We start from the raw sequence: 12733 nt of genomic DNA on the forward strand, positions 1-12733 counted from the left end.
GTTCAGCAGAAGGTCGGCTTCCCGTCAAGGGCGTAGGGATCGGCGCAGCGGGTGCGGGAACGCCAGAGCCTCCCCGGCGACGTCGCCGGGGAGGCTCTGACCAGTGAGCGGCTATCTCCTCAGAGGCGCGGGTCCTCCTGCACCTTCAGGGCGTTGAGGATCGGATCGCCCTCGCCCTTCTCCCGGGTGAACTGGATCGTCAGGTCGCCGCCGGTGTGCTCGACCGTGACCGTGTTCGTGTCGACGGTCAACGCGCCCACCTTCGCCTGCACGTCATGGTCGTACAGCACGACCTTGCCGTCGGCGAGCACGTCGAAGGCGCGCTTGCCGGCCTTGACCTTTTCGAGCTCCGCGAAGTCGAGGCCGATCCGGTACGTCCCGGCGGGGGCGTTCTTGAACACGTAGCTGAACGTGTCGCCGGTCCGCTGGGTGCGCAACAGCGCGTCGTCCGTCGTACCGGCGATGTCGGCCTTGGTGGTGAGCGCCTTACCGCCCACGTAGCCCCACTGCCGCGAGCCGAGCGCCTGGTCGGGCGCCCAGAAGAAGCCCGAGGCGTCGACGTACCCGGACCCGCCCGCGTCGACGCCCTTCCAGTAGGCCGACGTCGCCAGGCGGACCGGCTTGAGCTGGCTCTCACCCTTACCGGTGGTGGACGCCACGAGCACGTCCCCGACGAGTACGCCGGGCTTGATGCCGGCGTTGTCGGCCGTCACCGTGACCGTGGTCGACGTGCCGACCGCGAGCGTGATCGGGCCGGTCGCGGCCGGGCCCGTGAGGGCCAGCCACGGCAGGTCGGCGGCCTCGTGCCCACCGTCGTCGGTGCGCTTCTGCTCGCTGACCCGCACCTGAAGCGGTGCGGAACCGGTGTTGGTGACGGTCACGTCGGCCGTCGCCTTCTGGCCCTTGTCGAGGAGCCAGTCGATGTCCTCTCCGGTTACGGTGGCGACGCCCGTGGCCAGCGCGGTGTCGACCACCTCGGCCTGATCCTTGCGGGCGATGGTCACCGGGTGGCTGGCGGTGACGTAGTTCGGCGCGTCGACCTGCACGGTGGTCCCACCGATCAGCGCCTGGGCCTTCCACCGGCCCTTGACATCGGTCGTGATGACCCGCTCCCCGTTCGGCCCCTTGAGGGTGACGGCCGCGCCCTCGATCGGCTTGCCGTCGTTCTTGTCGGTGACCGTGCCCTCGATCGTGCCCGCCGTCGGGAGGGTGTACTCCAGGCCCAGGCCGGCCTTCAGGACCGGCTGGTTGAAGGAGTACTGGCTCGCGGGGTTGCGGTTCAGGCTCTCCACGCCGACCGTCGCCGACGAACCCTTGGTGAGGGGGTTGTCGCCGCCGACGCCGTCGCCGTAGCCGATCTGGATCCGACCGTCCGCGATCAGGGTGACCGAGAAGCTCACCCGGGCCGTCTGGTCGCTGTAGAAGGTGACGTTGCGCCACTCGATGACCTGCGCCGGCACCCCGTCCACCTCGGTCGTGCCGAGGTAGATGCCCGCCTCGTCGTCGACGACGAGGTCGTCCCAGAACGGGTAGATCGCGTCGACCGGGTTGTCCGACGACGGCAGCTCCGTGTTGGTGGACCACACGGCGGCGCGGTCGAAGGAGAGCGAGCCGTTCGTCGTGACGCACACGCCGTCCCAGGCCGTGTCGTAGAACGGCTGGAGGTAGTTGGCGTCGAAGAACAGCGGCCCGCACAGCTCGTCGCCCAGCCACCCGGACTCCTGGGTGCCCTGACGATAGAGCCCTTCGGTCACCTTCATCGAGTACGAGCGACCGGCGGGGGCCACCGGCACCGGCCCCGGGTCCGGCTGCTCCGGCTCCGGATCCGGCTCCACCGCGTCCGCCCGCGGGTCGAGCGTCACCCGCAGCGCGGCGATGCTCGGGGCCTTGAGGCCCTTCGAGCCCCGCAGCTCCACGGTCAGCGGACCGCCCTCGTGCTGCACGACCGCCTTGCGCCAGTCGGCGGCGTTCGGCCCCACGGCTGCGGCCGGGTCGTACGCGTAGTCCCGCAGCGTCCCGTCCACGAGGACGTCGAACACCCGCTTGCCCTTCGGCGCCTTGTCGATCTCGGCGAACCCGAAGTCGATCGCGTAGGTGCCCTTGGGCGCGTCCGGGAAGCGGTAGAACAGCTGCTTGTCCGCCGTGGTGCGCTGCGACTGGAACAGGAGGTCGTCGGTCGTGCCGGCGATCGGGGCCTTCGTGGAGGTGACCTTCGTCTTGCCCTCGTAGCCCCACGCCTTCTTGCTCGCCGGCTGGTCGGCGGACCAGGTGTAGCCGGTGCCGTCGGTGAGCTTCGCGCCGCCGGCGTTGACGCCGACCTGGTACTTCGTGGTCGTGAGCGTCACCGGCACGTACGTCTTGGACTGGCGTCCGGAATCGGACCGCACGACGATGTTCGCGCCCTGGACGCCGGGCTTGGCGCCCTTCGAGGAGATCGAGACCTGGACGGTCGTCGACTGGCCGGGGGCGAGGGTGCCGCCGGTCGAGGAGAGCGACAGCCACGGCAGGTCGGTGAGCAGATCGTCCTCGACGTCGACGAGGACGACGTCGTCGGCGACCTGATCGACGGCCCACAGCGCTCCGGACGAGTCGGTCTCGAGGCCACCGCCCTGGTTCGGCTTCTGGCCCGGGAACCACCACGCGTTCACCAGCGAGCAGTCGTCGGGGTCGACCTGCAGCAGGCGGGTGGGCCGGTTCGAGGTGAGGTCGGTGTACCAGATCGTGTCCGACGCCTGGTTGTAGGCCAGGCCGATGATCTCGGGCAGCGGCGGGGTGCAGAAGGACAGCAGCGCGCCCGGGTTGTCGTGCGACGTACCGGCCACGGTTCCGATCTTGCCGTTCCGCCGGCCACCGACGTAGAAGACGTCCTTGGCCGGGTTGTAGGCGAGACCGGTCAGCTGCGACGTGACGAAGTCGCCCTTGATCCGCCTCGTCTCCTTGCCGGTGTCCCGGTTGAAGCAGTGGATGAAGCTGGCCGGGCTGTCCTCCATCTGGCACATGTCACCGGTCTTGGTGTCCAGCGCCATGTCGAACGCCCGGTACTCGGGGTTCCACGCCGCGTCGAAGACCTTGCCGGTCTTCTTGCCGGTCACCGTATAGGCGGTGTTGGTGCGCGCCTCGTAGTCGTGGACCCAGACGTCGCCGTCGTAGCCGACGCCGGTGGGCACCTTCTCCCCGACCTTGCCGGGGATCTTGATCCGGGTGATGACGTCTCCGCCGGAGGTCGCGCCGACCTTCGCTGCCGCCTGGGCCTCCGCGGTGCTCGACGTGGCGGCCTTGCTGTCGTTGCTGGACGGCGTCATGCCGCTCGTGCCGGCCTTCCAGCCGGCCAGGTCGATCGTGCTGGCCGCACCCGTGCCGGTACGCGCGGTCGCGCCGGTGGCGTCGAGCTCGGGGTGCCGCGCGGCTTCGCCCAGGTCGTACGTGAGCGGGGCGGAGCCGGTGTTGGTCAGCGTCAGCGAACCCACGCCGTTCTGGTCGGTACCCAACAGCGTCTCGAGGCCGTCGGCCTTCAGGCCGGCGACACCCGTGGTCAGACGCGCGTCGATCTTCGCCTGCGCGTAGAGCTTGTCGAGCGAGAACGGGTACGACCCGGTCGTGTAGTTCGGCGCCTCGACCGTCATGGTGTAGTCGCCCGTCGGAAGCTGGCGGTGCACGAGGCCGGTCCCGTTGGTCGTGACGGCCTCGACGAGCCCGTCCCTGGTGCTGAAGGAGACCTTGGCGCCGGCCACCGGCAACCCGTCGTTCTTGTCCACGACGGTCGCGTCCAGGTACCCGAAGTCCGGCATGTCGTAGGTGACGACCATCCCGTCGCGCAGCACCGGGGCGTGATCGGAGAACCGGATACCGTCGACGCCGGCCCAGCCCTGGATGCCGGTGACGGCGTTCGCGCCGGCGGTCACCGGGTCGTCGGTTCCGACGCCGTCGCCGTACCCGAAGATCATCGTGCCCGAGCGGGTGAAGGTGGCCGAGAAGTTGACCGGTTCGGTGTACTCCGACCGGGTCGGGTAGGCCCAGATTTTGGTGTTGCGGTACTCGACGACGAAGGCGTCCTCACCGTTGACCTTGGTGGCGGCCGTGAAGACACCCCCGCCGGGGGCGAACTCGGCGGGGCTCTCCATGTAGAACGGGAAGGCGCCCGCGCCGCCGTAGCCGGGACCGGTGCTGCCGTCCGGGGCGATCACGCCACGCAGGCCGACGCCGAGGGTGTCGTGGCTGCCGTTGTAGAGCGCGATCGGGAACGGCAGCTTCACCGTCGCCCACACACCGCTGCCGAAGGTGACCTGCTCGGTGCCGCGCAGGTACTCGCCCTCGGTGACGGCGCAGCTGTAGCCGCCCTTGTCGACGACGAGCCCGACCGGAATCTCGGGCGACTCGTTCTCTGCTCCCACGGTCAGCGGGAGCGTCTTCGGTGAGAAGCAGGAGTTGGGCGTGACGGTCAGCTTGTACGCGCCCTCGGGGACAGCGGTGAACGTGAACGCGCCGTTGGCGTCCGTGCGTACCGGCTTCAGCGGCGTGTCCTGGACCGCGACGTCCGCGTTCGGCACGGGCCGCTTCTTGTCGTCGACGACCCGGCCGCTGATGTCGTGCTTCGCGGCGGCCGTGAGTGGCAGCGTGACGGAGGTGTCCTGGCCGAGGGTGATCGTGGCCTTGGCGGTCGCGGTCAGGTAGCCGAACACCTTGGTGGTGAGCTGGTAGTCGCCGACCGGCAGGTTCGTGGTGAAGCGGCCGTCCTTGTCGGTGCCGATCGACCGGCTGAACGGACCGCTGATCGTCACCTCCGCGGCGGGGACCGGGGCGCCGTTGGCGGTCACGACACCGGTGAGGGTGCCGCCCTTGCGGGGCGCGAGCTCGAGCAGGCGCACGAGGTCGAGCCGGCCCTCGCCGTACTTGTTGTTGAGCTCGGCGGTGCCGCCGCACTCGGTGTCGTCGACGTCGGTGGCCGACTCGGCGAGCAGGCGACGGGTTTCGTCGACCTGTCCGATCAGGGTCGGGTCGTAGCTCCAGAGCGCCGCGACCGCGCCGGCGACGTGCGGTGCCGCCATCGACGTACCGGCCATCTCGACGTAGTTGTTGTTCGGGTAGGACGAGCGGACGTTGACGCCCGGCGCGGAGATCTCGGGCTTGATCCGATCGCCCTCACCCTCGCCCTTGCGGGAGAACGACGCGATCGTGCCGTCCTCCGAGTAGGCGCCGACGGAGTAGGCGCTCGCCGCGGAGCCCGGCGAGGAGACCGTGTCACAGGCCGCGTACGGCGAGGTGTTCCCCGACGACCAGGTGCTGAAGATGCCCGCGGCGGTCCAGGCCTCGTCGACGGCCTGGAAGAAGTCGTCGAAGTCGTGTTCGACGGTCTGGCCCCACGAGTTGTTGACGACGTGTGGGCGCTTGGACGGGTCGGGGTTGTTGCCCTGGAGGTCGGTCGGGGCGAGCAGCCACCAGCCGGAGCGCAGCAGCGACTCGACACCGGTGCTCTCGCAGCAGCCGTTCGTCGCGATCCACTGCGCGTCCGGGGCGACGCCGACGTGGTCGGTGCCGTCGACGCCGACCATGGTGCCCATGGTGTGCGTGCCGTGTCCGTTGTCGTCGCACGGCGCGGCCGAGCACGACCCCCGGGTGGCCATCCAGTTGTAGTTGTGGTCGACGGTGCCGTCCGGCTTCGCGCCACGGTACTGACGCGAGAGGGCGGGGTGGTCGAACTGGACGCCCGAGTCGAGGTTGGAGACGGTGATGCCCGCGCCGGTGGCGCCCATGGCCCACGCCTGCGGGGCGTGGATGGCCTCGAGACCCCACGTGACGACGTCGTCCGCGCCGGCCTTCGGGGCAGCGGGTCGGGCCGCCTGGTCAGCGGGGAGCTTCTTCTCCACCGGCTGTACCAGGGCGACCTGCGGCGTGGCGTGGATCTCGGCGACCTGCGCCCGCGCGGCCACGTCGAGGGCGAGCTTCTCGGTGCCGCCCTTGACGAGCACGGCGTTGGCGATCGGGTAGGGGGTGTACTTGACCCCGGCCCGGTCGAGTTCGGTGGAGACGGAGGCCAGGGAGCTCTTCGACGCTGCGGTCAGCGCGTCGTAGACGAACTGGCCACGGGCCGTCCAGTCGGCGATCTTCTTCGCCGGCCCGAGGTCGGGCTTCGTGTCGAACGTGATCCAGAAGTCCGAAGCCGGCTGCGTGCGGAAGCGGTCCTTCAGGGTCGGCGCGATCTTCCTGGCCGCCGTGCCGGGATCCGGCTCGGCGGCGGACGCCGGTATCGGCTGGAGCATGCTCAGGCCGACCGCTGTGGCCAGCGTTGCCGCGAGGGCTTTGAATCTCATCGGGGTCCTCCACCTACAGGGGTTGGTAGGGGTCGTGGCTCTCGTGGTCGACGGCACCGTCGGCGTCGCGTACGTCGGAGGCGTCGCGCGGGGTGACGCGCGATTCGCCGGGCCGCTCGGGTGGCGGCTGGTGTTCGAGGGCGGAGTCGTCAGGCACGACGGGACGCTCAGGCATTCATCGCCCATGGGCTATGGATCATGGACTCATGCTCGGTGAGCCGGGTGGCCTTAGCTATCCGGCGGATACGTCAAAATTCACGATGCGTTGTCGAGGGATTCGTCCTCGGCGAACACACCGGCCTCCACCGCCTTGACCGCGAGCGCGGTCCGGCTGCTCACCTTCAGCTTGCGCATCGCCGCGCGTAGCTGCTGGTCCACCGTGGCCGGCGACTTGGCCAGGATCCGGCTGATCTCCCGATTCGTCTTGCCGGCGACGACCAGTTGGACCACGTCGAGCTCGCGGGGGGAGAGCTGGTCCCCATACCCGCGTCGGCCGCCGCGCCACAGTCGCGGGACCTCGGCGCCATGTTCGCGAAGCCGCTGCGCGACACGGTCCGCGTCGCCGCGGGCGCCGAGCCGGAACAGTCGCTCGTACTGTGCCGCCAGCAGCTCGCCGCCCTGCTCGGTCCGGCCCTGCGCGATGATCGCCTCGGCTTGGCGCTCGCGGGCGCGCATCGCGTCGTACGGGCGCGGCAACGCGCTCCAGGCACGCGCCGCGCGGTCGTACGTCGTCGCCGCGCGGGCGTGGTCCCCGGTCGCGGCGAGCAGCAGGGCACGACACACGGCGAGCGCGGCGCGCGGCGCGGGCGCCGTACGGCCCCGCAGTCCTCTGGCGAACTGGTCGGCCAGGCGGGTCGCGGCCGTCAGGTCGCCGGCGGCGAGGTGCGCCTCGATCCGGGCGGGGACGAGGTCCGTCGCCCAGACCCAGACGCCCTTTCGCCGGACGGTCTCCATCGGCTCGTTCGTGATCCGCAGGGCCCGGCCGCTGTTGCCGTCCGTCAGCCACAGCCTGGCCAACGCCGCGGCGGCCTCCATCGTGTCGTCGGCCGCGCCGAGACGGGCGGACTCCTCGAGGACGAGCCGGAACTGCTCCTCCGCGACCCGCCGCCGTCCGGCTGCGGCCGCCAGGCGGGCGGCGAGGCGAATGCTGCCCAGGTAGTGTGCCGGCCGGTCCCGGTCGGCGTCGGCGAGTGCCGCGCTCGCCTCCGTGAGGCCGTCCCACCGACCGGTGAGCCACGCCAGGTTGGCCTGTTCGAGTCGGACGTTGTGCTGCAACCGGGACGCCTGCTCGACCTCGGCGAGGCTCATGGCCACGTCGAGGTGTTCCTCGGCGTCGGCGTACCGACCCCAGATCAGCGCGCCGGTGCCGACATTCGTGTGGATGCGGGCCACGTCGAGACGCTCTGCCGAGGTCGTGCCACCGACGGGCAGGTCGGCGACGACCTCCCAGGCCTCCTCCTCGCCCAGCATGAGCAACGCCGCGGCGCGGTTCCCGGCCAGGTTCAGCCTCTCGGCGGGGGAGTCGATCTGGGCGGTGAGGTCGGCGGCGCGATCGAGCCATCGCCGGTGGGTGGACGCCGGCCACGGTCCCGCGTAGGCCCAGCCGAGGTAGGTCATCGCCCGAGCCGCCTCGACCGGGTCGTGGTCGAGGTTGGCGACCGCCTGCTCCAGCTCGCGAAGGGCGGCCTGCGCCTCACCCCCGGTGATGAGAAGCCGACCCAGGGGGTTACGGATCTCGGCCTGTTGCCGTGCGGAGAGGCCGGGGGTCTCCAGCACCGAGCGCAGGGTACGGATCACCCGGTGGTGGACCTGGTCGACCTCTTCCCGGCGGCCCAGGGCGGCGACTCCGGCGATGCGGGCGACCCGCGCCCGGTCCACCGGCGGCAGCACGGCCCACGAAAGCAGGTCGACAAGCATGTCGACCGCCTTGGTGTGGTCGCCGGAGGCGATCGCCAACTCGGCGCCCTGTTCGGCGTACCGCGCCCAGGACGAGGTCTCGCCGGCCTCTCGGAAGTGGTGGGCGAGGCGCGCCACGGGCGGTGGGTGGAGGTGCTCCAGGGCGCGCCCGGCCAGCAGGTGGACGTGTCTGCGGTCGGTCAGCGGGATCGACTCGTAGACCGCGGTGGCGGCCAGCACATGCCGGAAGCGCCACCTGCCGCGGTCGTCTCCGTCCAGGACACCGGCGCTGGCCGCTTCCGCGATGGCGGCCCGGCACTCGATCGGCGACAGGCCCGCGGTCATCGCGATCGTCGCGGCGGAGGACCGTTCCGCCAACGTCGCCGCGGCGCGCAACGCCTGCTGCGCCGTGGGCGACAGGCGGCTCACCCGCTCCCGGGTGGAGTCGCGCACCGTCGGTGGCACCTGTAGCTCGCGCAACTTCAGCCGGACCCAATGGCCGTCACGGAAGACGAGATCGGCCCGATCGCACATGAGACGGACCGACTCTTCCAGCGCCAGCGGGACGCCGCCGGTCCGTTCGTGCATGAACGTCGTGAACTCCTGCGAGATCGGATTGCCGTCCAGCATGGAGGAGACCAGCGCCGCCGTGTCGTCGGGTCGCATGGGCGCGAGGGCGATCCTCAGCTGCGTCACGCCAGCGGGCAGGCGGGACGTCAGCCGCAGCAGCAGCGATCCGTCGCCGACCTCCTCGGGCCGGTAGGAGATGACGAGGCTCGGACCGTCCGAGTGCTGTCGGGAGATGACGAAGAGCAGGAACTCCAGCGTCACCTCGTCGGCCCAGTGCGCGTCCTCGAGGACGAGGACGTCGACCCGCAGCGCCCGCAGCAGCTCGTCCAGGGCACGGAACAGTCGATGCCGGGCCGCCTTCGCGTCCTCCAGGGGCGGCAGCGCGGGCGGCAGGCTCGCGGACCATTCGGGGAACAGGGGCCGGAGCGCGCCCGCGAGCGCGGTGAGCCGCAGCTGCGACACCGGACTGTCGATCCCCCGGAACGCGTCGACGATCGGCCCCAACGTGAGCGACTCGCGCAGCGGTGGGCACACCGACACCAGGGCGGTGCGCCGGGCCGGGGCGGAGTGCCACTCGCGTAGCAGCCGGCTCTTGCCGATGCCCGCCTCGCCCTCCACCAGCACGATCGCCGGTGGCCGGGCCAGGGCGCCCCGGAGTGCCGCCAGCTCGCGGTCACGACCCACGAAGCGCGGGGTGGAGACGGTTGGTGCGGTCCCGTCGTCCTCGTTTGCGGGGTCGAGCATGCGTGATGATCTCGCTTTTCGGTGCGTGGACACAAGACCATCGCCGCCGGTGGTCCCGGGCGACCTTGCGCAAATCATCTTAGTCATTAAGATAATCGCATGGGCATATCGACGGACTTCTCGGTAGCTATCGCCGGCGGCGGCCTCTCCGGTCTCTGCCTCGCCCAGTACCTGACGCGAGCGGGCATCGACGCGCACGTCTACGAGCGGGATCCCGGCCCCTTCGTCCGGCGACAGGGCTACCGGATCATCCTCGACCGGTACGGGTTGGCGGCGTTGCGCGAGAGCCTGCCCCGCCCGCTGTACAACCTGGCGCTGGCCACCGGCGACGAGCCCGGCGGACACCTCCGCTTCACCGACAGTCGACTCCGGGACGCGTTCGCCATCGCCTTCAAGGACGAGCCGTACGCGACCCGCCAGGTCGATCGGTTGACGCTGCGCTCGATCCTGCAGACCGGGCTCGACGGGCGGATCCACTACGGCAAGGAGGCCGTCGCGGTGGACAGCGGCGGCCCGGCCGGGCTGCGCCTTCGGTTCTCCGACGGCGGGGCCGTCGCGGCGACGGTCGTCGTGGGCGCGGACGGCGTGGGCTCGGCGCTGCGGGCGCAGCTCATGCCCGACGCGGCCCCGGCGAGCGCGCCGATGGCGGGCATCTACGGCCGGTCACCCCTGCGCCGCAACGGGGAGAGCATGATCCCGGACGCGCTGCGCGACAGCGGCGTCCTGGCCATCGCCGATCGACCCGGCCTCGCCTTCTTCTTCACCTCCATGCGGTTCGGCGAGCGGCCACGGGAGGCGTTCGCGCGGCTGGCCCCGGGCAGCTACGCGCCCACCGGCGACGACTACGTGATGTGGGGACTGCTGCTACCCCGGGAGGAGGTGCCCGTCGGCGTCCGCGGCGACCTGCTGGCGCTCTGGCGACTGGTCGCCGGAATGAGCACGGGCTTCCACCCACTCATCCGACGGCTGGTCGCCACGGCCGAGTTGGATGCCACTGTGCTCAACCTCTTCGCCACCGGCCGACGCCCACAGCGGTGGGCGGTGCCCCGGGCGACGATGATGGGCGACGCCGTACACGTCATGCCGCCGTTCGGCGCCCACGGCGGTAACACCGCGCTCCGCGACGCGGCCCTGCTCGGCCGCAGGCTGCTCGAGGCCCGGGCGACCGGTCGGGCGGTGGAGGAGGCGATCGCCGCCTACCAGGACGAGATGGTGCCCTACGCCTTCCGCGCCGTCGACAGCGCTGGCCGGCTGATGCGCCGTCTCACCGGGGGCGCGACCGCACCACACTGGGTGTTGACCCGCCTGTTACCTCGGCTGCACCGGGTGACCGTGCCGGAGGCATGATTGCGGGCATGTCCCAGGTGCCGGCCCGTGCGTCCGCGATCGCCGACCTCATGCGCGCCGGGCGGGAGATGTCCCGACTCTCCATGGTGTTCCGGTACGCCATCGCGGATCGGCTGGGCCTGACCGTGACTGACCTGGAGTGTCTGGACCACCTGGCGGACGTCGGGTCGGCTACCGCGGGGCAGGTCGCCGAGCGGACCAACCTCACCACCGGGGCGGTGACCAGCATGCTGCGCCGGCTCCAGCAGGCGGGTTACGTGACGGCCGAGCGTGACCCGGCGGATCGACGGCGGGTGATCGTCACCCTGCGCCCGGAGCGGGTGGCCGAGCTGACGCGGCCGTACGAGCGGTTCGCCGAGGGGGCCGAACGGCTCGTCGAGGGCTACAGCGTCGAGGAGGTCACGCTGCTGGTCCGGCACTACGACCGGATGCAGGCGATGTACCTCGCCGAGTTGGACCACCTCCGCCGCCTGCCCTGACGCCACGGTGCGCGTTGCGGTTGATCGCAGCGCGCACCGTGCTCGTCCCGCCGAACGCATGAGCACCGGTGGCCTACTGCTCGGTGGACGCCGTGACCTTGAGTTGCGTGACGAGCAGCAGAGTGTCGGCGTTGAGCCAGTAGTCGGTGATGAGGCCACGCCTGATGCGCAGCGTGTCCGTGCCGGTGAAGCGGACCGGGGTGCCGGGCGCGGCGGTCGCGCCCGGGAAGCCTCCGCCGTACGTGCCGTTGGCGACCCATCGCACGACCACGTGGTCACCGTCGATGATCGGGCCGACCTCGACGGTGAAGTGCAGGTCGGGGAAGGCGGACCGGATCTGGCCGACCAGGTCGGCCATGCCGCGCGGACCCTTGACGGCGCTGCCGTCGCCGCCGTCGAGCAGCGCGGCCCGGACCCGGACGTCCGGGGAGATGATGCGCTCGGCCAGCGTGTAGTCGCCGTTCCAGAGCTGAACCCAGGCGCGGGTCACCTGCTGCGCCTGACCGGCGCTGCCGTGCTCGTCGGGCTGCTGGTGGGCGAAGGCCTTGCCGCCGGCCGAGGCGGGTACGGCGCTGGCGAGCGCGGAACCGCCGATCAGGAGGGTGGCGATGGTGGCTGCGCGGAGATGCTTCACGATGACTCCTCAGGTGGGTAACACTCGTTCGCTTCCGTTACACCGTATAACTGAAGTAATCTGATGTCAACGCGAGGGGGAGGTATGACATGGCGGACCAGGCCGGTACGGCCGGTGAGCAGTCGGCGGAGTCGCTCGTCGGGCCGCGCGAGCGCTATCGGCGGCAGGTCCAGGACGAGGTACGCGCACACGCGTGGAAGCAACTCGCCGAGGCTGGCGCGGCGGGGCTGTCGCTCAAGGCCATCGCCAAGCAGATGGGGATCACCGCACCGGCTCTCTACCGGTACTTCGCCAGTCGCGACGACCTGCTCACCGAGCTGATCCTTGCCGCCTACCGCGACCTGGCACAGGTGGTCGAGGTCGCCGCCGGAGCCGGCGGGACCCCACGCGACCGGCTGACCGCGATCGCGACGGTGATCCGTGACTGGGCCCGGCGCGATCCGCACCGCTACCTGCTGCTGTACGGCACGCCGGTGCCGGGCTACGCCGCTCCGGCCGAGGCCACCGAACTCGCCCGCCGCATCTTCGCCCCCGTGCGAGATGCCTTCTCGTACGGGAGTGACGATCAGTCGATGCACCGATCGCTGACCTTCTGGACCCGCGTGCACGGGGTGATCAGCCTGGAGGTCGCCGGGCACTTCACCGGCATGCCGTTCGACCCGGCGGGCCTCTTCGCCGCGGAGGTCCGGTCCACGCTCGGCGACCTACCCTGAGGTGGGCCGCCGCCTCCGCAGGGGCGACACCGGACGGCGGGG

The 12733-nt window shown here is 71.0% G+C and carries 7 protein-coding genes; 3 read left to right on the forward strand and 4 right to left on the reverse strand.

Annotated elements, in window-relative coordinates:
- Nucleotides 1–119 precede the first annotated feature (119 nt).
- The 3 genes from ABZ272_RS01355 to ABZ272_RS01365 form a co-directional block, all read right to left on the reverse strand.
- Nucleotides 120–6308 carry a S8 family serine peptidase gene (locus tag ABZ272_RS01355; RefSeq protein ID WP_355047887.1) on the reverse strand — a complete coding sequence of 2063 codons (6189 nt, stop codon included), beginning with the start codon at nt 6306–6308 and terminating at the stop codon, nt 120–122.
- A gap of 13 nt (nt 6309–6321) precedes the next feature.
- Nucleotides 6322–6465 carry a hypothetical protein gene (locus ABZ272_RS01360; RefSeq protein WP_355047888.1) on the reverse strand — a complete coding sequence of 48 codons (144 nt, stop codon included), beginning with the start codon at nt 6463–6465 and terminating at the stop codon, nt 6322–6324.
- Nucleotides 6466–6563: 98 nt separating this feature from the next.
- A complete protein-coding gene (locus ABZ272_RS01365; RefSeq protein WP_355047889.1) occupies nt 6564–9518 on the reverse strand; it encodes an AAA family ATPase in 2955 nt (984 codons plus the stop codon).
- Between the two features lie 99 nt (nt 9519–9617).
- Here ABZ272_RS01365 and ABZ272_RS01370 point away from each other — a divergent pair, with 99 nt between their 5' ends.
- Together ABZ272_RS01370 and ABZ272_RS01375 are read left to right on the forward strand one after the other, a co-directional pair.
- On the forward strand, nt 9618–10865 hold the full coding sequence (locus ABZ272_RS01370; RefSeq protein ID WP_355047890.1) for an FAD-dependent monooxygenase: 1248 nt from the start codon (nt 9618–9620) through the stop codon (nt 10863–10865).
- Nucleotides 10866–10873: 8 nt separating this feature from the next.
- Nucleotides 10874–11344 (forward strand): MarR family transcriptional regulator, encoded by a 471-nt coding sequence (locus tag ABZ272_RS01375; protein ID WP_355047891.1) that lies wholly within the window; start codon nt 10874–10876, stop codon nt 11342–11344.
- Between the two features lie 73 nt (nt 11345–11417).
- Here ABZ272_RS01375 and ABZ272_RS01380 read toward each other — a convergent pair whose 3' ends face one another.
- Nucleotides 11418–11978 (reverse strand): ester cyclase, encoded by a 561-nt coding sequence (locus ABZ272_RS01380; RefSeq protein WP_355047892.1) that lies wholly within the window; start codon nt 11976–11978, stop codon nt 11418–11420.
- 89 nt (nt 11979–12067) lie between these two features.
- Here ABZ272_RS01380 and ABZ272_RS01385 point away from each other — a divergent pair, with 89 nt between their 5' ends.
- Nucleotides 12068–12691, forward strand: a complete 624-nt coding sequence (locus tag ABZ272_RS01385) for a TetR/AcrR family transcriptional regulator (protein WP_355047893.1) — start codon at nt 12068–12070, stop codon at nt 12689–12691.
- Nucleotides 12692–12733: the final 42 nt, after the last annotated feature.

Origin of the sequence: Micromonospora sp. NPDC005979 (genome assembly GCF_040614415.1) — a bacterium.
Classification (GTDB): domain Bacteria; phylum Actinomycetota; class Actinomycetes; order Mycobacteriales; family Micromonosporaceae; genus Micromonospora.

Coding starts and splice junctions, on each gene's coding strand:
- ABZ272_RS01355 (WP_355047887.1), bottom strand. CDS start 6,308: ATGAGATTCAAAGCCCTCGCGGCAACGCTGGCCACAGCGGTCGGCCTG.
- ABZ272_RS01365 (WP_355047889.1), bottom strand. CDS start 9,518: ATGCTCGACCCCGCAAACGAGGACGACGGGACCGCACCAACCGTCTCC.
- ABZ272_RS01370 (WP_355047890.1), top strand. CDS start 9,618: ATGGGCATATCGACGGACTTCTCGGTAGCTATCGCCGGCGGCGGCCTC.
- ABZ272_RS01375 (WP_355047891.1), top strand. CDS start 10,874: ATGTCCCAGGTGCCGGCCCGTGCGTCCGCGATCGCCGACCTCATGCGC.
- ABZ272_RS01385 (WP_355047893.1), top strand. CDS start 12,068: ATGGCGGACCAGGCCGGTACGGCCGGTGAGCAGTCGGCGGAGTCGCTC.